Genomic DNA, 20,613 nt, shown 5'->3' with positions numbered 1-20,613 from the left:
TTTGTTATAAAAGAGGCAGTGTATATGAGATAACAAAGAATTAAAATTGCCCATGATAATAATACGCAGCCATGGGCAATGGGGGGGGGTTAGGGTTGATTTGCTACGAACGCTTTTGCTTGCTGTTTTAATCTATCTAAAGCATTACGGTCGTAAAATGTATTATGACTGATCACACCGCTAAGCGTTTTGGTGTTTCGAATATCTGTTAGGGGATTTTGTGAAAGCAAAATGATGTCGGCCACTTTACCTTTTGTAAGTGCCCCATACTGTTTCTGTTTATTTAAAAATTTAGGTCCCGCAAGAGTTGCAGCTTGCAGTGTTTGCAGTGGTGTTAGGCCATATTCAGTAAAAATACTCAGTTCTTGGTGTAAAGAAAGCCCCGGATAAATATACGAATTTAAAAAGCCTGCATCGGTGCCTGCAATAATGCTTACACCCGCTTGTTGTGCCAGTGGTAACAATTGTGCCGTTTTTGTGAAGCGAGCTTTTCGCTGAATGATTTGTTCAGGGGTATCTTTATTAGCTCTGTCTACACGCCATTGGTAGGTCGCTTTTAAGCCCTTGCCAATGTAATTTAAAAAAGCGTCTTGCTGATGATTATCTTCATCGAGATAGGCGGTGATCTTGCCACCAATTAAAGTAGGCACAACCGCTGTGTCGTTGCTAGCGAGTACCGTAAACTTTTCTCTGGCTGTAGATTCATCAAATTGAGCGGTAATAATAGGCAGCGCGGTGCGATAGGTGAGTTCTTTAGAGGCTACTTTGGCTGAAATATCCGCTTCGTTTTTAGCCGCTGCTTTGAGCATGTAAGTCATATGCTCGATGGCATCAAGACCTGCCTTGGAGACATCAGTCACAGACAACGAAAACGGGATATGACCAGAAATTTGATAACCCCGTTTTTTAACCTCTTTTACTGCCTTTAGATAAAGCTCAGGCGTTAATGCACTGTCGGTAATTTTGATAAAGTCGACATTCATGGTGTCTAGCAAATCCATTGCTGCGTGCATTTCTTCAGTCGTCTCAACTTCTAAGTCGCCGGGCCAAATAGAGCCTTTTCCTTCAAGTTTGGGGCCTGATGTAAAAATAGTTGGGCCGACTAACTGACCTTGTTTGACTTGTTCACGCCAACTGAGAACTGACTCACTCAGATCAGCCGCAGCATCACGCACCGTTGTCACGCCGTGGGCTAAATAAAGGGGGAGTAATTGTTTGTTTTCTTCTATGAGCTTTTCACCACCGCCAAAATGGACATGCATATCCCAAAGACCCGGCATGACATACTGACCTTTTGCATCTATAAACGTTGAACTTTGATATTGGGCACTCAGTGGCTGGTTACTGCGTTGTATGATAATGCCATCACGAATAGCCAGTGATTGGTTTGCTGCGATTTCTCCAGTGTGCATATCAATGATCTGAGCGTTATCGATAACAATGTCGGCGTGCTCATCTGGGATTGATGAACATGCAGCTAAAGCTGAGCAAAGTCCTAAAAGTAAAGCGTTTTTCATGTGTGAACTTATGTTTTTCTTTGAGATTAGCAAAAACGAGTTAACTGACAATTGCTTTGAGGTGAATAGGAGTAAAGGCGGGGTGAAAAATCAATTAATACTTAAAAAGTATGAGGGGCGCCCCTCATACTCTAAACAACATTGTGGTTATTCAACTAAGCCACGACGCTTTAATAACGCGTCGGTTGTTGGCTTTTGACCACGAAATTCAATGTAGCTTTGCATTAAGTCGCGGCTATTACCTTTAGATAAAATCTCTTTACGGAAGTGATCACCGTTTTCGCGAGTTAAGCCGCCTTTTTCAGTCATATGAGTGAATGCATCTGCAGCGAATACTTCAGTCCAAAGATAAGCGTAGTAACCTGCTGAGTAACCACCGGCAAAAGTGTGGCTGAAGTAGCAAGATTTATAGCGCGGCGGCACGGGGTAGTACGCAATACCATGTTTGTCTAACGCATCATGTTCAAACTTTTGTACGTCTGTGATATCGGCATCAACACCGAATGAGTGCCATTCCATATCAAGGAGTGCCGCAGCTAAATACTCAGTTGTATCGAAGCCTTGGTTGAACTTTTGTGACTCAAGTACTTTTGCAAGTAACTCTTTTGGAATTGGCTCACCTGTTTTGTAGTGCTTGGCATAGTTCGCAAGTACTGTCGGCTCAACATTCCAGTCTTCGTTTGCTTGTGATGGGAATTCGACAAAGTCACGAGACGTTTTTGTCCCCGCCAAACTTGGGTATTTTACGTCAGAGAATAAACCATGAGCAGCGTGACCAAACTCATGAAATAAAGTTGTCACCTCAGAGAAGGTCATCAGTGTTGGTTGGCCTTCTGCAGGTTTGGGGATATTTTGCGCGTTGTAGATGACAGGCTTGGTGCCTTTTAAACCACTTTGGCCTACATAGGCACTCATCCATGCACCTCCTCGTTTGCCTTCACGTGCATATGGATCCATGTAAAATAGGCCAATGGCACTGCCATCTTCATTGAATACTTCGAACACCATGACGTCTTCGTGATATACAGGCAAATCTTTACGCTCTTTAAAGGTGATACCATAGAGTTTATTCATGGCAAAGAACAAGCCATCGTGGATCACTGATTGCATTTCAAAGTAAGGCTTAACTAAAGCTGGGTCTAAGTCGTACTTTTCTTGACGTACTTTTTCTGCATAAAATGCCCAATCCCAAGGTTGTAGAGCAAACGTTTCACCTGATTTATTGATTACCTGTTGAATTTGCTCCGCTTCCGCTTCGGCTTTAGCAACTGCCTTTGGTGCTAAGTCATCTAAAATACCGTATACATTTTCTGGCGTTTTCGCCATTCGCATCGTCAATACATAAGAAGCCCAATCTTTGAAACCAAGTAATGCCGCTTTTTCAGCGCGCAATTTGGTTTCCTTGAGAATAATAGGGCCGTTTGTTGCTTGCGCACGATTTGCAGATGTAGTCCAAATTTTCTCACGCAGTTTACGATTTTCAAGGCTTTGTAAAATAGGTTGGCGAGTGGTGTTCACCAGTGTGATCATATAACCTTCTTTACCCGCTTTGTCAGCCGCGGCTGCAAGGCTTGCAATTTCACCGTCAGATAAACCAGCAAGTTCGCTTTTATCTGTGACTAAAATTACATCTTCTTTGAACGATTTTAAGAGATTTTGTGAAAACTCGGTTGAAAGTTTTGCAAGTTCAGCGTTGATTTCACGCATTCTTACTTTGTCTGCTTCGTTTAGTTTAGCGCCCGCGTTGATAAATTTTTTAAAATAAAAATCGACTAAATGTTTGTCTTCAGCACTGAGGTTTTCTGCATTGTCATAGATAGCTTGCACACGATTGAAGAGCGCTTGGTTTAGATAAATATCGTCAGTATGAGCAGATAAAATTGGCGCCATTTTAGCGTCAATGCGTTGGTACTCGCTGTCAGAAATTAATCCAGATAAGTTAAAAAAGGCATCGGATGCGCGATCTAATAGCTCACCTGATAACTCCATTGCAACGAGTGTATTTTCAAATGTTGCAGGCTCTGGGTTATTGGCAATCTTTAAGATTTCAGCTTTTTGCTCGGCAATACCTGCTTCAAATGCAGGTTCGTAGTCGTTTGTTGATATTTTATCAAACTCAGGAGCCATATATTGCAAAGGGCTCGGCTTGAAAAATATAGACTCAGTATTCTTTTTTTGTGTTTCAACAATAGGTTGACTTTGTGTGTTAGCTTGCTCTGGACTACAAGCTGATAATAAAAATACACTAGCAACGGTGGTGGCTATTAGGGTCTTACGCATGATGGCTCCAATAAAGTGGATAAATTTTCTATAATCTATCAAATTTTTGATGCCAAATAATAATATTTATCTTTTATTTTTCGTATTTTAGAAATAATTAGTCGATTTGGTGTGGGTGGCGCTAAAAAAGCCATCAATTAGTGTGATGGCTCGCTAGATAAAAAGTGGTATACGCTGTCCCATATTGATGGATGCTTTAAAGCGTGCCATAAGTTAGTTGTAACCCAAGACAAACTTTTTCTCTGAACCAAAATTTTCTGGCATGGCGTTGCCGAACTCTTTGTTAATTAATGCTAATGAGTGTTCTTGTTCGGCAAGTAAGTTCAAAATGCGGTTACGATACTCTAGACTTGATTCAAAAAGGTTTAAGTCAACGAGTGGCTGTAATGTTGCAAGTTTTTGTGTAAGTGTCATTTGTGACATTGTGCTCTCCTCATGCTATTAAAAGCTTTCACTATGTATATAGCACTTATGGTCTAAAAGAGTTAATAAATAGCGCTTTTTGCGCATAAAGATCTTAGAATTTACTAAGATTTCATCTATTATGCCGTGTTAAACTTAGTGACAACTGAATCAAACACGACTTTTTACTAGGAATGTTCATTTATGACCCTTGCTGATTTGCAATCTGCATTATCGTTTGTTTTGTTTACATATAACGATGTACAAATCACTGTGCTAAAAGTTATTCAAGTACCTTTGGTGCTGTTTTTAATGTGGTTTGTGGTCACATGGATAGGTCGATTAATTAAAAAAGCACTGTTGGCAAAAAACCTAGGGCCAGACACAGTTCATTTATTCACGCGTATTTACCTTGTTGTTACCATCGCAGTGCTTGTGTTTACTTCACTTGAGGTACTGAATATTCCGTTAACGGCATTTGCATTTGTCTCTGGTGCGATAGCCATTGGCGTCGGTTTTGGTGCACAAAATATCATTAACAACTTTATTAGTGGCTGGATACTCATGTGGGAACGCCCGATTAGAATCGGTGACTTCTTAGAAGTGGGTGATGCAAAAGGCGTGGTTGAGACAATTAATACACGTTCAACTCGTATTCGTCGCAATGATGGCGTGCATATGTTGGTACCAAATAGTCAATTGCTCGAAAACACAGTCACTAACTGGACGTTGATTGACCGTAATGCGCGTTCATCGGTAAACGTGGGTGTTGCATATGGCTCTGATGTGGTGTTAGTTGAAAGGCTGATTAAGCAAGTGCTAGATGAGCATCCTGCTATTTTAAAAAAACCAGCCTCGTCAGTATTGTTCGATGATTTTGCTGACAGTTCACTCACGTTTAGTGCAATATTTTGGGTGTGTGCTGAGTCTGAAGCACCGCTTCGTCAGGTACGCAGTGAATTACGCTTTAGCATTTATAAAATTTTTGCTGAGCATAATGTAACGATAGCTTTCCCACAGCGCGATATTCATATTGATGGGCAGATAGCCTTGAAAAGAACACATTCAAAATAACAATAAGAAAAGCGGCATTTGCCGCTTTTTTTACGTTGCCTCATGCAGTTTTTTAAGTTTAAACGACAGAAGCACCATGATGAGTCCAAACACAATTGCATAGCTTGCAACGAGCCATAGTAATGTAATGATGCCGGCACCCGGATTAAACATAAGGTAGCCACCAAAAACAATTGAGATAACCCCACTGCCAATCAAAAGCCATTCATTGCTTATTTCTTTACGTAGCTTACTTGCAATGACAATTTCAATGACACCAATAGCGATAGCCCAAGCTGCAATAAAATAAAGCATTAGAATCGCAGTGACATTAGGGGCAAATAAGGTCACTAAAGCTGCTGCAATAGAAATTAGACCGCCTATGAGGAGCATCCACCATAGCGGGTTATCTTTTTTAGAAGCAAACGCTAACCAGGCTCTAATCGAGCCATCAACAAAAAAGTATGCAGCAAAAATAAACATCAATACGGCGAGGGATGCTTCAGGCGCAAGCCAGCCGCATAAACCAAAAATAATAGCGATAACACCGTGAATGAATAAGGAGGACCAATGTGGAACCAGCGAATTTGAAATGTGCATGATAATTTTCCTTTGCTTAAGTCTCTCTATAACTAACATTTCAGATACAGCTTGCAAAGAAATTTAATTATTTTTTGTACAGTTAATGAAAGCATGCTCTAATTTAAAAAGATAAATTTTTCTATGGTTTAAAGTTTTTCGGACAAGGAAAGAAGTGTGAAGAGTATAGCTAAGAAGTTTACGCTAGAGCTAGTTGGGTTATTACTGTGTTGCATGGTACTGTTTTCGCAGCCTGTGACTGCAACGACAACTCCCGAAGTGACCGTTAAGTCGCTTATCGATAAAGACAATAAAGAAGAGCACACCGAAACAAAACCCGAGAACCAAACCCAACAAGCCGTTACCTCACAACCTGATTCTAAGTTAGTTGAACCGACTGATGAATTACCGTTCGATGCCTTTTCTCGGATGACCCCGCGAAGTTCAATGCAAGGTTATTTAAAAGCAACCCGTGCTCGTGACTTTGAACGTGCCAGTTTTTATCTCGATTATCGTAACCTGCCGAAAGATGTTGAAGCTATTGGTAAGGCACAACTTGCCGAAAACTTATCTGTGGTCCTCGACCGAACCTTATGGGTTGATGTTGATAGCTTAAGTAATAAGCCAAAAGGAAAGCAAAAAGAAAGTGTGCCGAGTTATCGTGACTTAGTGGGTGAGATCACTACATCACAGGGCAAGGTGCAAATTTTATTGCAAATCGTGCCAGATGAAAAAACAGGCAACCGTATTTGGAAAATTTCAAATGCAACGGTAAGTCAAATTCCCTTACTGACGAAAGAGTATGGATATAATCGAGTGGGTGAATGGTTATATAAGCGCTTGCCTGATGTCGAATTTTTAGGGGTAATGCTCTGGCAGTGGATTTATTTTGCATTCACATTTTTGTTATTTTTAGTGGTTGCAGTCATTTTAACGCGCATAGTGACCTTTGTGCTTGCGCATTTAAAGGTCCCAGTCGAAAAAGATGTAGTACGGTTTATTAACGGGCCTGTTTGTTTATTACTGGCCGTATTAATGTCGCGATCGTTAAGTGATCAATCTAATGTGACCATTGCCGTACTGGCTCTATTTCATGGCGCAACGGTGTTATTAATAGCTTGGGCATGGGTATGCTTAAGAGCGGTTGATATCGCCAAGCATAGGCTAAGTAATCGCTTCATTATGCAAGATAAACCACAGGGAGTGTTCTTATTACGTCCTGTAAGCAATGTACTTAAAACCAGCATCGTCATTATTGTGCTGTTTATGTGGTTTGAGAATTTGGGGTTTAATGCGACGACGTTATTGGCTGGTTTAGGGATAGGTGGCTTAGCAATTGCGCTTGCAGCACAAAAAACGGTCGAAAATATTATAGGCGCAATCACCTTATATATCTCTGCACCGGTCAAAATTGGTAGCTTATGTAAATTTGGCAGCCACCTTGGAACAATTGAAGAGATAGGGCTTAGAGCCACGCGTATTCGTACATTAGACCGCTCTGTTATCTATGTGGCCAATGCTAAATTTGTTGATATGCAACTGGAAAATATTTCTGAGCGAGAGCGTATTTCGTATCGGCCAAAGCTGATGCTTAGTGCAAACACACCCAAGCAGAACTTAGAAAGCTTCATGCAGGCAGTGAGAGAGTTATTAGAGAAACATCAACACATAGCGTTTGAGCCATGTCGGGTACGCTTTAAAGGCTTTACACCTTGGGCTTTGCAAGTTGATGTACTAAGCTACGTAGAGACTGTTGATTTTGCATTTTATATGGAAGTAATTGAGGAGTTGAACTTGGCTATTTTGGGGTTGTTGAACGAGCATCATTGTGAGCTTGCTAACCCAGAATTTGCGCGAGTAACCGATTAGTGGACAATGAACGCTTAAATGACAGTCATTATCATTTGCGCATAATGTATACACATTCTTGCATTTAATTGAACAGGACATATGTCCGCTAAAATAAAAAATATTTGCATAAAATCCTCTAAATGTGTCGATGTTGTCGCTAACTGTTGTAAAAAACTTGTTTATTTATCATTTTTAATGCAGTAAAAGCGTTATGAAGTGTTATAATCGTCAGCGTTCGTTCAGCCTCTTTACCTCGTTTTGCACTCTCGATTAAGAGGTCCGCGCAGCTTATTACAAGGCGCGAAAAATTGGCCGAACCCGTCAAATGAATTGACGCAACATCATCACCGTTGAATAAGAGTGCATTAAAAAGGTTAAAACCCGACATGAAAGCAATGAAAAGATCTACGTTAGCAACCCTAATTAATGCAACGTTGTTCTCTGCAGTAGCAGGTACTTCATTTTCTTCTATTGCAGAAGAAGCCACTGCTGAAAAAACCAACCAATTAGAAGTCATTCAAATCACCGCGCGTAAGCGTGTAGAGAACGCACAGGAAGTACCTGTTGCAGCATCAGCTTTACAAGGCGATGGGCTTGAGGCTGCAAGTTCTGCAGGTATGGATATTCGCTTTTTAAATGCAAAAATTCCTAGTTTAACCGTTGAGTCTTCTTTTGGTCGTTCTTTCCCGCGCTTTTATGTTCGTGGTTTGGGTAATTCTGATTTTGATTTAAACTCATCTCAGCCAGTTTCTTTAGTGGTTGATGAGATTGTTCAGGAAAGTCCTATTCTTAAAGGTTTCCCTGTATTTGATACTGGTCGCGTTGAGGTACTACGTGGCCCGCAAGGTACTTTATTCGGTCGTAATACACCAGCAGGTCTAGTTAAAATTGATTCCGCTCGCCCGACACAAGACTTTGAAGGTTACTCAGCATTATCATATGGCTCATTCAACTCACTTGATTTTGAAGGTGCTGTAAGTGGTGGTTTAACAGATAACTTGTCAGCACGTGTATCAGTATTGCGTCAAGAGCGTGATGATTACATTGATAACCGTTTAGAAGGTAATGAGATCAATGATGCTACGGGTGGTTATCAAGAAACAGCCGCTCGCATTCAATTTTTATACGAAAAAGATGACTTGTCAGCGTTATTTAATTACCACACGCGTAACTTAAATGGTAAACCAATTGTCTTTCATGCAAATGCAATTGAAACTGGCACTAACGATCCTCGCCCGGGATTTGACCCAGAAGCTATTTACCAAGACTCTGTTCAATTTGCTACTCAAAATGTTGACACGCAAGGTGCAAGCTTAAAAGTTGAGTATGACTTTAATGAGCATACATTAACTTCAATCACTGGGTGGGAAAGTGCTGAAATTTTCTCTCGCGCTGATGTAGATGGTGGTTTTGGTTGTGGTAATAACTTTATTCCAGGTTGTCCTACAGACACTATGGGGCCTGGCTTTATCTTCTTAGCGTCTGAAACGGCTGACGCATTACCAGATCATAACCAATATACTCAAGAATTACGCCTATCAAGTAACTTTGATGGTGATTTTAACTATCAAGTGGGTGCTTTTTATTATAATGAAGAGCAAGTTATTGAAACTTTTGGTTACGACGGCTTAGGTGCAAATTTCTTAACAGGGTATGTTCGTCAGGATCAAGAAACAACCGCTTGGGCAGTATTTGCATCAAGTGAATACCAATTAACTGATAAATTAGAGATCACGGCTGGCTTGCGTTATTCAGATGATGAACGTGATTTTACAGCTTCACGTTTTGCTAGTCCTGAATCGACCACCGCTAATTTAACAAAGTCTGTATCTCCTTCAGATAGTCACGTTTCTTGGGATCTCGCTGCAGCCTATAAGTATTCAGATGATATTAACTTTTTTGTACGTGCTGCAAATGGTTTCCGTGCTCCTAGTGTTCAGGGTCGTATTCTGTTTAGCGATGATGTAACCGTTGCTGACTCTGAAACTATTAACTCAATTGAGGCTGGAATTAAATCAGACGTGCTTGATGGTAGTGGTCGCATCAATGCAACGGTATTCTATTACCAAATGGATGATCAACAATTGACTGCGGTTGGTGGTGATTCTGGCAATACAGCACGCTTATTAAACGCTGATAAAACGGTTGGTTACGGTTTTGAAGTAGATACTCAATGGGTATTATCTGACAACTTTGACGCAACGTTTAACATCAGTTACAACAATACTGAATTGCAAGATGACAATCTATATTTAGCTGGTTGTTTCGCATGTACAATTACGGATCCTTTAACAGCTCAAGGTTATAGTCTTGATGGAAATAGTTTACCGCATGCACCAGAGTGGATCGCTAATTTTATCTTGAGATATACCCAAGAGCTAGGTGATGGTGAGTTTTATGCTTATACAGACTGGTCTTATCGTAGTGAAATAGATTTCTTCTTGTATGACTCTGTTGAGTTCACTGGTGAAGCACTCCTAGAAGGTGGTGTACGTACTGGTTACAAGTGGTTCTCAGGTGACTACGAGTATGAGGTAGCAGCATTTGCACGTAATATTACTGATGAGCAAGTATTTATTGGCGGTGTTGATTTTAGTAACAACTCTGGCATCGTAAATGAACCACGCTTTATTGGTGCAGAGTTTAAGGTTAACTTCTTCTAAGCTTAAACGTTACGTTTTTAAAACCCGCTTTATAGCGGGTTTTTTCGTTTATAAACCTTCTTGTTACTGATAAAGTACGGGTTATAACTTAATTTATAAGAGAACTATCATGGCTGGATTTTGGAATTACCGTGTCATTTTTTGTGAAGCGACTAAAGATGAGGCTGCACAATATCAAATTCACGAAGTTGAATATAATCTCAATGGCAAAGTGACCAATTGGTCTGAAACCGGTGCCGCACCGTTTGGTCATACTGTTGAAGAACTAGAAGCCGATGCAGACCGTTTAAAAACCGCTTTTTCAAAACCTATATTGAAAGTGGTAAGAAAGCAGCGTGGCTATGAGTTGGTTGATGTTGAAACGGGTGAAGAGGCTTTTGCAGAGCCACCTGCGGGTTTAACTGAGTAACATATTATATTTATCGAAGGTGCCAAATGGCACCTTTTATCTTTTAGACTGTAAAAGGAATGAGGATGACTTTAAAAGCAGTATTGTTTGATATGGATGGCACACTTGTCGACTCTGAAAGTGTGCATTTTAATATCTGGAATGACATTTTAGCGCCGTTTGGCGTTCACTATGATGAAGCCACTTTTTGCCAGCGGTTTTCGGGCAGGCCAACCCTTGAGGCAGCGAAAGAAGTGGTTGAAAACTATCAATTAACTATTTCGCCTCAAGCGCTTACAGACGCGAAATACACTGCATTTGGTCATTTTGTGAGTGCAAACTTACCGGCTTTAATGCCACACGCAAAAGACGTGCTTGAGCAAGTTAAAAAAAGTGGTTTAAAAATGGCCTTAGTAACAGGAAGTGCTAAAGATGAAGCGTATCCGATTTTAAAGGGATATGGCATATTTGATTGGTTTGATTGTATTGTCACGAAAGACGATGTCAAAAACCCTAAACCTGCAGGTGAACCCTATCAACTCGCCCTTAAAAGCCTGAATATTAATGCCGATGAGGCTATCGCTGTTGAAGATACATTTACCGGTGTTACAGCAGCAAATAACGCTAATGTTAGTGTGTTTGCAGTGCCTAATCACTTTACCGTTGAACACGATTTTTCAAAAGCAGCAGCGGTCATGGCAAATCTTCAAGAAGTTTTCAAATGGGTACAAACTAAACTATAGTAAAGGAAAACGTGACTACTCGATTATGGTCACGTTGTTATTAATTACTGCAAGGAAGCAATTATGATTACCTTTATTAAAAAACACCTGTCCGTGTTTTTACTCGTTATCAGTTTTTCATCCACCGCAGCAGTCACCCCAGATGTTCTCCTTGCTAATGTTTATGATGCAGACAAGGTAAATATTAATGATTACTTAGTGAGCGAAAAGTATGACGGTATAAGAGCCATTTGGACAGGAAATAAACTTGTCACTCGTAATGGTCACCTCATCCATGCACCCGTTTGGTTTACAGCCCCATTGCCTGATGTTTGGCTCGATGGTGAGTTGTGGACGAAACGCCAAGATTTTGCCAACCTTAGCGGGATTGTTCGCACACATCAACCGAACGATAGCGAGTGGCACACAGTAAGTTATCAGGTATTTGATATGCCTGATGCTACGTTGCCATTTAGTCAGCGGTATCAGAATTACGCAGGCTTAGTAACGCAAATTAACGCAGAGCATATCAGAGCAGTCAAACAAAGACGGTTTACCGATAACCATCAGCTAAGCTTATTTATGGATGAGCTTGTTGCGAAGGGCGCTGAAGGCGTAATGTTGCACCTTGCTTTAGCTACACATAAAGCGGGTCGCAGTGATGCTTTGTTAAAGCTTAAGCCTTATCTTGATGCAGAAGCGGTCGTGATTGCTCACTTTCCTGGCAAAGGTAAGTATAAAAATATGTTAGGTGCACTTAAGGTGCGCAATGCCGAGGGTGTTGAATTTAAAATAGGTTCGGGGTTTTCTGATAAGCAACGGCAATTTCCTCCTGCGATAGGTAGCACCATTACTTATAAATATCATGGATTTACTAAAAATGGTTTGCCACGTTTCGCGAGCTTTTTACATGAGCGAGTACCGCTGTAACGTTTAAGCATTCAAAAATGGCCGCGACTATGGTAAATTTCGCGGCCTTTTTGTTGATGTATAGGTGATAGAATGTTTGCAGGCTTTGATTACGGAAGCTCTAATTGTGCAATAGGTGTGATGAATAATGAGCAGCAAGTATCATTGGTGCCGCTTGAGCAGGGCAAACACTATTTACCATCAACGTTATATACCCACCATAGTGCACTTGTTGTTGATTTTGTTGCGAAACATTTGACAGGGAGCGATCAAGAAGCTGAATTTAGGGCACAGCGCCAAGCGCTACTCAATACCATACCCCGTGTGAAGTCTGATTTAGATATTCAAACAGGCGATGAAACCTTATTTATTGGTCGTGAAGCGATTAGCGAGTATGTTCAATTTCCAGAAGAAGGTTATTTCGTTAAATCACCCAAGTCATTTTTTGGCGCAGTCGGCTTAAAGCAAGGTCAAATTAACTTTTTTGAAGACATAGCCACAGCGATGATCTTAAAAATTAAGCAACGTGCAGAGCAGTCTTTACAGCAAAACTTAACTGAAACAGTGATTGGTCGGCCTGTAAACTTTCAGTCAGTGGGCGGAGAAGAGTCAAACCAACAGGCACTGGGAATTTTAGAACGAGCAGCAAAACGTGCGGGTTTTAAAGAGGTATCATTTTTATATGAGCCACTGGCTGCGGGGATTGATTATGAAACGTCGCTACAGGCTGATAAAAAAGTACTGGTAGTTGATATTGGTGGGGGCACCAGTGATTGCTCATTTGTGCAGATGGGTCCAGGCTTTCGTCAAAATCAATGTCGCGACAATGACTTTTTAGCACACAGTGGTAAACGAGTAGGGGGCAATGACTTAGACATCGCCCTGAGCTTTCATGGCTTAATGCCATTATTAGGCTTAGGCACTGAGTTTAAGTCGGGCTTACCTTTACCAAATCAGCCATTTTGGCAAGCGTGCAAAATTAATGATGTGAACCTGCAAAGCCAATTTTATAGTGACGCTCATCATCGAGAACTTGTTACGCAATTGCGCGAAGTGCAGCAACCTGATTTATTTAAGCGCTTAATTCATTTACAGCAAAATAAGCAAGGTCACCAGTTGGTCCAGCAAGGTGAGGCTGCAAAAATAGCACTTTCATCAACAGACACATTCAATACTGATTTAAGCTTTTTAGATTCAGAGTTGAGTCAATGTTTAACGCTCAATGATTTAGCTTTAGCGGTAGAAGATTCAATAAACCAAATTGTGGCACTGGCTAAACAGGCAATACAAGAGGCCGGCACTTCACCCGACGTAATTTATTTAACGGGAGGCAGTGCCCAGTCGCCATTAATTAAAGCAGCGTTAAAAACACATCTGGGAAATATTGATATGCTCAATGGTGACCATTTTGGCAGCGTAACAGCCGGATTAACTAAATGGGCACATACGCTTTATCGCTAAATGTGCTCATTTATAAAAATTACAATGCTACTTGGCGCGTAGCTAAGTACTTCTCGTAATCAGGTAGCGTACGATTAAGCTCACTTTCCATCATTGGTGAGCTTAAGAGCATATCTGCACTGACTTCATTACACGCTACAGGTATGTTCCACACTGCAGCTAAACGCAGTAACGCCTTTACATCGGGGTCGTGAGGTTGAGAAGCCAGTGGATCCCAGAAAAATACCAGCATATGCACTTCGTGTTCAGCGATTTTAGCCCCTAGTTGCTGATCTCCACCCATTGGGCCACTTAACAGCTTAATAACCTCAAGACCTGTTGTACGCTCTATTAAATGGCCTGTTGTGCCTGTGCCATATAAAGTGTGTTTACTTAATATCGCTTTGTGTTTTTCACACCATGCTTTCAGTGCTGCTTTTTTACCATCATGGGCAACAAGGGCAATATTTTTTTTGGCGGGTAAGGCTTGTTGTTTTTGTTCCATAAGTGCTCTTATATTAGAAGGTTAATTGCCAGTGCAATAAAGACCAGTCCTGTGATTCTATCAATCCAAAGTTGGGTTTGCGGGTGATCACGAAAGTAACTGGCTATCTTATCGCCGAAATAAATATACGTGCAGTCGATAGGAAAAGCAAAAAGAGGATAGAGTAATCCAAAAAATGCTAACTGAAATGTGGTTGACGATAAGCTCGGGTCGACAAACTGCGGTATAAAAGCAATAAAAAACAACGCAACTTTTGGGTTAAGCACTTCGGTCATCATGGCTTGAAACATGACATTCTGCTTTTTACTGGTGCTTACATGGGGCTTATCTTCGCATTGTGGATTAGGCTGGCTAACCGTTGCTTTTAACGTCGTTAATCCTAAATAACACAGGTAGGCAGCACCTAAATATTGAACCGTGGTATAAGCAACTGTAGAGGCTTTTAAAATAGCGGTTAAACCTATAACAGCAAAAAAGGTATGCACAACCCCGCCTAACGCAAAACCAAATGCGCTTTGCAAGCCTGCCGCTCTTCCATTTGCAAAGGTTTGTGCCATTAAAAAAGCGTTAGAAGGACCGGGGGCAATAGCGATTAAAAAACTGGCGCCTAAAAACGACAGTAAAAACTCAGGATTGATCATTGGCACAGGTGAATAAAGCTAGGTGCTTGATGTTAACAAGTTTTCAAGAAAAGAAAAAGCGGGCAATGTTGCCCGCTCATCGAGGTTGGGGAAAGTATTAGAACGCGACTGTGCTATTGTTTGAGCAAACAGTTGTGCTTTGTGCTTCACATACTTGATAAGTGTAAGAACCGCCGCCTTTCGCTGTAATTGTGTCTGTGTAACTGTTGTTATTTGCTACAGACGTTACTTTGCTGCCGTTACGGTAAATATCTACATTACTGGTTGCTGCGCCATTCCAGCTAAGATCAACATACGCAACACCTTTTGATTTATAACCTGATGTTGATAAGCTAATTTCATCACCACCCGGTGTCGTACCGCCACCGTTATTACCACCCGCACAGCCATTAGCTGTTAGGTAGGCATCAGCCGCAGCCGCTTTAACAATACCGTGGCCGAAGTAAACGTCGTGACCCGCAGCGCCTTGGTCTTCGGCTGTTGCTTTAAGTGCAGCACGGATTTCAGTACCAGTACATTGTGGATGATTTGACCAAACCAGCGCTGCCACACCTGAAACTGCAGGGGTTGCCATTGAAGTGCCGCTCATGTAGCCGTAATCGCTAGTACCAATGTTAATGCTAATGTTCGTGCTTGCAAGTAAAGCTGCACGGTCTTCAAGTGCTGCGCCTACGGCTGGAATGCTTGTGTTGTTTGTATCGCCTAACGTACCGTATAACATACCCGCTTCGTTATTGATGATAACTGCACCAATACCGCCAGAGTTTTCACAGTTTGCCACTTTGTCGTAGAACGAAATGACACCACGGTCAATCATACATACTTTGCCTGATGCCGCTGTATCAACGCTTTCTGCTGTACCCATATAATAAGCTGTACCCGCAGCATTTCCTGAGTTTTCCATTGCAGACGTAGCATAGCCGGTATTATCCGCGGTTAAGCTTGCAGCCGTTGCCATGCCAGCAGGGTATGTAGATAAGGTATCAACACCACCCGCAGTGACTTCTACACAGATTGTTTCGTCAGTCGTTACATTTTTACCACGGCCCGACGTACAGCTTGGGAATTGTGAGAAATCAGCAATTTGATTGTTTGCATCGTTTGCACCTACCATCATTACTGATGGGTAACCAGCAGGGTATGAACGAACACTGTTTCCATCATTACCCGCTGCTGCTACAACAAGGCCGCCAGCGTTTGTGAAGTTTGCGAATGCATTTGATTCTGTGCTGTTTGAGCCACCACCGCCAAGGCTCATACTGATAATATTAGCGCCTGCTTGAGAACATAAATCAGCTGCATGAGCTAGATCAGACGAGTAACCCCATCCCTCAGCGTTAAATACTTTGATGATGTGCATAGCAACACCCGGAGCCATACCAACAACACCTAGGTTGTTGTCAGCAGCACCAATAGTGCCTGCTACGTGAGTACCGTGAGGACCGCCGTTGTCAAACCAGTTGCCTGTGCCACTATCGTTATCACCTGTGATATTACCCCACACAAAATCAGGGTTTGATGCATCAAGGCCTGAGTCAATGACACACACTTTCATACCGGCATTGGCATCAAATGTTACTTGATCAGCTTGTGACTGATAAACTGCATAGGGAGTTAACTGTTGCTGCATTGCATTGCCAGCATCATCATTGTATACCGCCATGGGTACACGTTTATGATCTTCTTCAATGAGTTTAATATGTGGGTTATTAAGTAAGCCTTTAACGCTTGCTAAATCGTGACCAGTAAATTGTGCTGCAATAAAGCCATTACCATCAACTTTGATATCACCACCCAGTTTTTTAGCAAGGGCTTTCACCACGCCTTTTTTATTGTTGTCTACTTGGATGATATAACGGTCGTTTGCTGCGTGTGCAGTTCCTGCTGCGCACAGACCACTGATGATTAACGCTAAAGCTAATTTATTCTTTTTCATATTTCGTATCCCAAACGTGTTATTGAGTTAACTAAATGTTAACTTTATTAAACAATAATTTAATAAAACCGTGGGTACAAGTAAAATTATCCATAAAAACGGAACAAAAAATTCTAGAAACAGGTCTTTTATAATCTAATGTTATATTGAGAAGTCTAAACGGGTAAATAGAATATAACTATTCTCATTTACCCGTATTTGGTAACGAATGTGAACTAAACTCTATGACAAGTGTTTGTGTTTTAAGAGTAAATAAGCAAAAGGTATAAGCATTAAGAAGTGCACACCAATTAAAACGGGCGTAACTAAGTTTAAATACTGTGTTATAAACACCAGTAAACTTGCGCCACTCATTTGCATTAAACCAATAAGTGCAGATGCAGTCCCCGCTTGTTTTGGGTATAAGCTTAACGCTCTACCGGCTGATGACCCTAAAGTTAATGCAAAGCCAAATGCAGCTATAAACATGGGGAACATGAGGGCAATAGCGCTACGCTGCTGGCTTAAAATGAGCATTAAACCGCCAGAGAGCACTAATAACATAAGGCCAATTTTTAATGCGCGTTTAGGTTGTCGCTTTATATACAGAGGCATTATGAAACTAGCTAGAATGCTAAGCACGGCGTTACAGGTAAACCAAAAAGTAAAATCGCTGACGCTACCGCCTAATTCAGTAATAAGCCAGCCGGGTGCTAAGGTCACAAACACCAAAATTGCTGACATAGTCACTAAACAAATTAAGCTATGAAATAAAAACAGAGGGGTGCTGATTATGGGAATAAAGCGCCGTAAATCAAGAATGTGACCGCTGTATACACTGTCGGCAGGGCGTGTTTCTTTATAAAGTATTAGCGTAATAAGTAAGCCTGCGAGGGCAAAGGCAGCCATAAATAAAAAGTTCATACGCCAGCCAAATTGCACCGTTAACCACGCACCTAAAATAGGGGCGAGGGCAGGGATAAAACACACGATACCATTGAGGTAAGTAATTATCTGACCGCTGCGCTCACTGCCAAATCTGTCTCTAACTATGGCAAATGCTACGACAAAGGTTGCACAGGCGCCCAAGCCTTGCAGTGCTCTTGCAAACATAAGGCTGGTAAAGTCAGGAGATAGGTAAGCGCCATACGCAGCCAAACCATATAAAGTTACTCCTGCAATGGCGACAGGTTTACGGCCAAACTTATCTGCTAAAGGACCTGCAATTAACTGCCCAAGTCCTACGGTCAGCATAAAAATTGCGACGGTTTGTTGTACTTGTTTCTCCGATGCATGAAACTGGTCTGCAATAGTTGGAAAAGCCGGTAAATAAATATCAATAGCTAACGGGCTAAAGATAACCAGAAGGCCTAAGATGAATAGTAAACTGGGGTTTTTGTGCTGGCGTGACTGCATTCGCTCTCCTTAAAACGGTATTTTATGTGCCCCTTAAAGAAAAGAAAAGCGTTGATGCGGGTTATTGTGTGATACATACGTTGTCATTCGTTTGCGCGAGTAATGGTTACTTTAAATTTTCATTTCGCTATCTGGTCTGATGTGTTAGTTTTTATTTCTAATAAAAAAATTGGATAGATGTCGTGAGCTCACAATCGAATCTGTTAAAAATTTGGTCGAAGTGCCAGTCTTTGCCAAAAGGAAAATGGCTTTTTAGTAAAGCCGTGTGTTTTAAAGCGCCTTACTTTGCTTCAATAAAGCCTGTCGTCAATGAATTGAAATTGGGCTATTGCAGTGCAACGGTTAAAAATCGCCGTGCGATACATAATCATATTGGTACGATACATGCCATTGCTCAGTGTAATATTGCTGAATTATGTGCAGGGCTAATGGTTGATGCCACCGTACCTGCTAAAACGCACCGTTGGATCCCAAAAAGTATGACGGTTAATTATTTAGCAAAAGTGGATAGTGATATGCGCGCAGTGGCTGAGATAGATTTCCCTAGGCAATGGCTAGATAAAGAAGATTTAGTTGTACCCGTTAAGGTGTATAACAGCCGCGATGAATTGGTATTCACCGCAGACATTACAATGTATATAACGGCTAAAAAGCGTTAAGACTTGTCAGCGGCTTGTTTATTAACAAATGACAAGTCGTTGTCATCATCGACTAGCAGCGAGGATGTACTTTCTTCGCCTGCTTCAGGTTTAATAGGGGCAACGTTGTCTTCTTCGTGTCGATGTTTTAGGCTGCCTTCTATCATTGCGCCTGCTTCAATGCTTAAAGTGTCGTGAAAGACATCACCATGCACTTCGGCACTACTTTCAATCATCACTTTGTTTGCAATCAACGAACCAATAATTTTACCTTTAACGACCACGCTATCAGCTTCGATCATGCCTTCAATCATACCGGTTAGGCCAATCACTAAATGCTTTACACGCAAATCACCTTCAATGCGACCATCAAGTTGAACTTCACCTTGGCTCGTGAGTGAGCCCGTCAAACGCATATCTTCTGCAATGATAGAGGGAGTGTGGTTGGTTCTTTTTAAAGATGAGCTACTGCTGGTTGCTGCTTTTTTTTTCTTACCGAACACGAGAAAGCGCCTTTGTTATTTTAACTGGATTGACATGTTTACCATTCACTAAAACTTCGTAATGTAGGTGCATGCTGGTGCTTCGACCAGTGCTACCCATTAAACCAATTACATCGTCTTTAGTGACTGTTTGGCCTTTTTTCACCTTAATTTTATTTAAGTGACCAAAGCGTGTTACGAAGCCATTTTTATGTTGTAGCTCGATAAAATTACCATAGCCGCCATTGCGACCTGCGCGAAGTACGGTGCCATCAGCAGGCGCAAAAATTTCTGTTTTGTGCCAACCTGCCAGGTCTACTCCTTTGTGAAAAGCGCGACGGCCATTCATTGGATCTTTACGTAAACCGTAACTGCTTGAAATATAGTAATCGGCTGCAGGCAGTGTTTGCGGTAGTTCACTTAATAAATTTTCTAAATTGTTTAATGCCAAGAGTTTGTCTGCAATGGCCAAAAATTGACTGGGTATTTTAGACTCATCAAATAAGTCTAACGGACCCCCTTGTGCAGTGTCGGTATCTTCAGCTACAGAACTGCGAGCAAGTGCGCTGTCTAATCCTGCCCCTTCAAGCATTGCGATAATCTCTTCGTGGCGTTGCTTAATTTGCTGATCTAAAAAATTGAAGGTGTAGTCATAGCTCTTATTAAGGCGTGTAATGCGCATTGAGGCGCTTTCGTATTGTTTTGCCTGTGCAGGTAGTTGCTCGTCTTCTAATGGGGCATGAAACTCGTCTGCGTTCTCTTGAATCGGCAGTAGGATAGGTTCAGCCTCATTATTTAATGCTGGTTTGTTCATTGACTCAGGTAAAGACTCAATCATGCTTTGCAGTAAAGCTTGTTTTTGCTCTAACACCGCCAATTGTTCAAGTTGTTTTGTGTAAATGGCTTGCTGTTGTTGGTATTGCTTTTGCCATTCTTGTTGTTTGCTAAGCTGGGTTTGCTCTATTTGAGACATTTTGTCAGCTTGCGAAATGATTTGTAATGTTGACACGCTCAACCAAACAAGAGCGGTTAAAACGACGAGTAAAGTCGTTAATTGTACCCAAGGTGCTAATATAAGGTGTTTTACTTCGCCGTTTTGACGGATCAGCAGCTGTCGAGCTGGAAAAAACGTGCGATAAAAAGACTTAAGTTTAACTAACATGGCGTACATAAATCGGCTAATAACCGAGCTAAGATAGCAATCTGAACTAA

General features: G+C 41.4%; 18 protein-coding genes. 8 read left to right on the top strand and 10 right to left on the bottom strand.

Annotation, left to right across the window (positions count from 1 at the left end):
* Nucleotides 1-89: 89 nt before the first annotated feature.
* The 3 genes from IT970_RS10930 to IT970_RS10920 all read right to left on the bottom strand — a co-directional run bounded on the left by IT970_RS10930 (nucleotide 90) and on the right by IT970_RS10920 (nucleotide 4,220).
* On the bottom strand, nucleotides 90-1,517 hold the full coding sequence (locus IT970_RS10930) for an amidohydrolase family protein (RefSeq protein ID WP_036966913.1): 1,428 nt from the start codon (nucleotides 1,515-1,517) through the stop codon (nucleotides 90-92).
* 147 nt (nucleotides 1,518-1,664) lie between these two features.
* Entirely contained in the window at nucleotides 1,665-3,797 is a 2,133-nt protein-coding gene (locus IT970_RS10925) for a M3 family metallopeptidase (RefSeq protein ID WP_196857320.1), read from the bottom strand.
* A 213-nt stretch (nucleotides 3,798-4,010) separates the two neighbouring features.
* On the bottom strand, nucleotides 4,011-4,220 hold the full coding sequence (locus tag IT970_RS10920; protein ID WP_036966917.1) for a hypothetical protein: 210 nt from the start codon (nucleotides 4,218-4,220) through the stop codon (nucleotides 4,011-4,013).
* A 183-nt stretch (nucleotides 4,221-4,403) separates the two neighbouring features.
* Between IT970_RS10920 and IT970_RS10915 the strand changes: the two genes are divergently transcribed.
* Nucleotides 4,404-5,273, top strand: coding sequence for a mechanosensitive ion channel family protein (locus IT970_RS10915; protein WP_036966919.1), 870 nt, complete (start codon nucleotides 4,404-4,406; stop codon nucleotides 5,271-5,273).
* Nucleotides 5,274-5,303: 30 nt separating this feature from the next.
* On the opposite strand, the gene IT970_RS10910 is transcribed toward IT970_RS10915, so the two are convergent.
* Nucleotides 5,304-5,852: an HdeD family acid-resistance protein gene (locus IT970_RS10910; protein WP_036966921.1), complete on the bottom strand. Its 549-nt coding sequence runs from the start codon at nucleotides 5,850-5,852 to the stop codon at nucleotides 5,304-5,306.
* A gap of 156 nt (nucleotides 5,853-6,008) precedes the next feature.
* Between IT970_RS10910 and IT970_RS10905 the strand changes: the two genes are divergently transcribed.
* The 6 genes from IT970_RS10905 (at nucleotide 6,009) to yegD (ending at nucleotide 13,825) form a co-directional block, all read left to right on the top strand.
* Nucleotides 6,009-7,700 (top strand): mechanosensitive ion channel family protein, encoded by a 1,692-nt coding sequence (locus IT970_RS10905; RefSeq protein WP_231387277.1) that lies wholly within the window; start codon nucleotides 6,009-6,011, stop codon nucleotides 7,698-7,700.
* A 368-nt stretch (nucleotides 7,701-8,068) separates the two neighbouring features.
* Nucleotides 8,069-10,345 carry a TonB-dependent receptor gene (locus tag IT970_RS10900; RefSeq protein ID WP_196857319.1) on the top strand — a complete coding sequence of 759 codons (2,277 nt, stop codon included), beginning with the start codon at nucleotides 8,069-8,071 and terminating at the stop codon, nucleotides 10,343-10,345.
* A gap of 109 nt (nucleotides 10,346-10,454) precedes the next feature.
* The gene (locus tag IT970_RS10895) at nucleotides 10,455-10,754 is read left to right on the top strand and encodes a hypothetical protein (RefSeq protein ID WP_036966929.1); all 300 of its coding nucleotides are present in this window, start codon (nucleotides 10,455-10,457) and stop codon (nucleotides 10,752-10,754) included.
* A 65-nt stretch (nucleotides 10,755-10,819) separates the two neighbouring features.
* The gene (locus IT970_RS10890; protein WP_036966931.1) at nucleotides 10,820-11,476 is read left to right on the top strand and encodes an HAD family hydrolase; all 657 of its coding nucleotides are present in this window, start codon (nucleotides 10,820-10,822) and stop codon (nucleotides 11,474-11,476) included.
* 63 nt (nucleotides 11,477-11,539) lie between these two features.
* Nucleotides 11,540-12,385: a DNA ligase gene (locus tag IT970_RS10885; protein ID WP_036966933.1), complete on the top strand. Its 846-nt coding sequence runs from the start codon at nucleotides 11,540-11,542 to the stop codon at nucleotides 12,383-12,385.
* Nucleotides 12,386-12,457: 72 nt separating this feature from the next.
* Complete coding sequence (gene yegD, locus IT970_RS10880; protein WP_065978847.1) at nucleotides 12,458-13,825, top strand: molecular chaperone; 1,368 nt, start codon at nucleotides 12,458-12,460, stop codon at nucleotides 13,823-13,825.
* Between the two features lie 19 nt (nucleotides 13,826-13,844).
* On the opposite strand, the gene IT970_RS10875 is transcribed toward yegD, so the two are convergent.
* From IT970_RS10875 to IT970_RS10860, 4 genes are all read right to left on the bottom strand, one after another.
* Nucleotides 13,845-14,309: a methylglyoxal synthase gene (locus IT970_RS10875; RefSeq protein WP_036966937.1), complete on the bottom strand. Its 465-nt coding sequence runs from the start codon at nucleotides 14,307-14,309 to the stop codon at nucleotides 13,845-13,847.
* An 8-nt stretch (nucleotides 14,310-14,317) separates the two neighbouring features.
* The gene (locus IT970_RS10870) at nucleotides 14,318-14,950 is read right to left on the bottom strand and encodes a LysE family translocator (protein WP_036966939.1); all 633 of its coding nucleotides are present in this window, start codon (nucleotides 14,948-14,950) and stop codon (nucleotides 14,318-14,320) included.
* A 97-nt stretch (nucleotides 14,951-15,047) separates the two neighbouring features.
* Entirely contained in the window at nucleotides 15,048-16,886 is a 1,839-nt protein-coding gene (locus IT970_RS10865; protein WP_036966941.1) for a S8 family serine peptidase, read from the bottom strand.
* 222 nt (nucleotides 16,887-17,108) lie between these two features.
* A complete protein-coding gene (locus IT970_RS10860) occupies nucleotides 17,109-18,281 on the bottom strand; it encodes a multidrug effflux MFS transporter (protein ID WP_036966943.1) in 1,173 nt (390 codons plus the stop codon).
* 182 nt (nucleotides 18,282-18,463) lie between these two features.
* Here IT970_RS10860 and IT970_RS10855 point away from each other — a divergent pair, with 182 nt between their 5' ends.
* Nucleotides 18,464-18,940, top strand: a complete 477-nt coding sequence (locus tag IT970_RS10855; RefSeq protein ID WP_036966946.1) for a hotdog fold domain-containing protein — start codon at nucleotides 18,464-18,466, stop codon at nucleotides 18,938-18,940.
* Here the strand turns inward: IT970_RS10855 and IT970_RS10850 are convergent.
* Both IT970_RS10850 and IT970_RS10845 read right to left on the bottom strand, forming a co-directional pair.
* Entirely contained in the window at nucleotides 18,937-19,422 is a 486-nt protein-coding gene (locus IT970_RS10850) for a bactofilin family protein (RefSeq protein ID WP_074989562.1), read from the bottom strand. The two genes, IT970_RS10855 and IT970_RS10850, sit on opposite strands and share 4 nt — an antisense overlap.
* On the bottom strand, nucleotides 19,412-20,563 hold the full coding sequence (locus IT970_RS10845) for a M23 family metallopeptidase (protein ID WP_196857318.1): 1,152 nt from the start codon (nucleotides 20,561-20,563) through the stop codon (nucleotides 19,412-19,414). Before IT970_RS10845 ends, IT970_RS10850 begins: the two co-directional genes overlap by 11 nt.
* Nucleotides 20,564-20,613 lie beyond the last annotated feature (50 nt).

This window comes from Pseudoalteromonas sp. A41-2 (genome assembly GCF_015767615.1).
GTDB classification, from domain to species: Bacteria; Pseudomonadota; Gammaproteobacteria; order Enterobacterales; family Alteromonadaceae; genus Pseudoalteromonas; species Pseudoalteromonas lipolytica.
The sequence above is the reverse complement of the archived record's forward strand: the minus strand, read 5'-3'. Positions and strand labels throughout refer to the sequence as shown.

Excerpts from the sequence above, each read along its gene's own strand:
- IT970_RS10930 (WP_036966913.1), bottom strand. The coding sequence starts at position 1,517 with ATGAAAAACGCTTTACTTTTAGGACTTTGCTCAGCTTTAGCTGCATGT.
- IT970_RS10925 (WP_196857320.1), bottom strand. The coding sequence starts at position 3,797 with ATGCGTAAGACCCTAATAGCCACCACCGTTGCTAGTGTATTTTTATTA.
- IT970_RS10920 (WP_036966917.1), bottom strand. The coding sequence starts at position 4,220 with ATGTCACAAATGACACTTACACAAAAACTTGCAACATTACAGCCACTC.
- IT970_RS10915 (WP_036966919.1), top strand. The coding sequence starts at position 4,404 with ATGACCCTTGCTGATTTGCAATCTGCATTATCGTTTGTTTTGTTTACA.
- IT970_RS10910 (WP_036966921.1), bottom strand. The coding sequence starts at position 5,852 with ATGCACATTTCAAATTCGCTGGTTCCACATTGGTCCTCCTTATTCATT.
- IT970_RS10900 (WP_196857319.1), top strand. The coding sequence starts at position 8,069 with ATGAAAGCAATGAAAAGATCTACGTTAGCAACCCTAATTAATGCAACG.
- IT970_RS10895 (WP_036966929.1), top strand. The coding sequence starts at position 10,455 with ATGGCTGGATTTTGGAATTACCGTGTCATTTTTTGTGAAGCGACTAAA.
- IT970_RS10890 (WP_036966931.1), top strand. The coding sequence starts at position 10,820 with ATGACTTTAAAAGCAGTATTGTTTGATATGGATGGCACACTTGTCGAC.
- IT970_RS10885 (WP_036966933.1), top strand. The coding sequence starts at position 11,540 with ATGATTACCTTTATTAAAAAACACCTGTCCGTGTTTTTACTCGTTATC.
- yegD (WP_065978847.1), top strand. The coding sequence starts at position 12,458 with ATGTTTGCAGGCTTTGATTACGGAAGCTCTAATTGTGCAATAGGTGTG.
- IT970_RS10875 (WP_036966937.1), bottom strand. The coding sequence starts at position 14,309 with ATGGAACAAAAACAACAAGCCTTACCCGCCAAAAAAAATATTGCCCTT.
- IT970_RS10870 (WP_036966939.1), bottom strand. The coding sequence starts at position 14,950 with ATGATCAATCCTGAGTTTTTACTGTCGTTTTTAGGCGCCAGTTTTTTA.
- IT970_RS10865 (WP_036966941.1), bottom strand. The coding sequence starts at position 16,886 with ATGAAAAAGAATAAATTAGCTTTAGCGTTAATCATCAGTGGTCTGTGC.
- IT970_RS10860 (WP_036966943.1), bottom strand. The coding sequence starts at position 18,281 with ATGCAGTCACGCCAGCACAAAAACCCCAGTTTACTATTCATCTTAGGC.
- IT970_RS10845 (WP_196857318.1), bottom strand. The coding sequence starts at position 20,563 with ATGTTAGTTAAACTTAAGTCTTTTTATCGCACGTTTTTTCCAGCTCGA.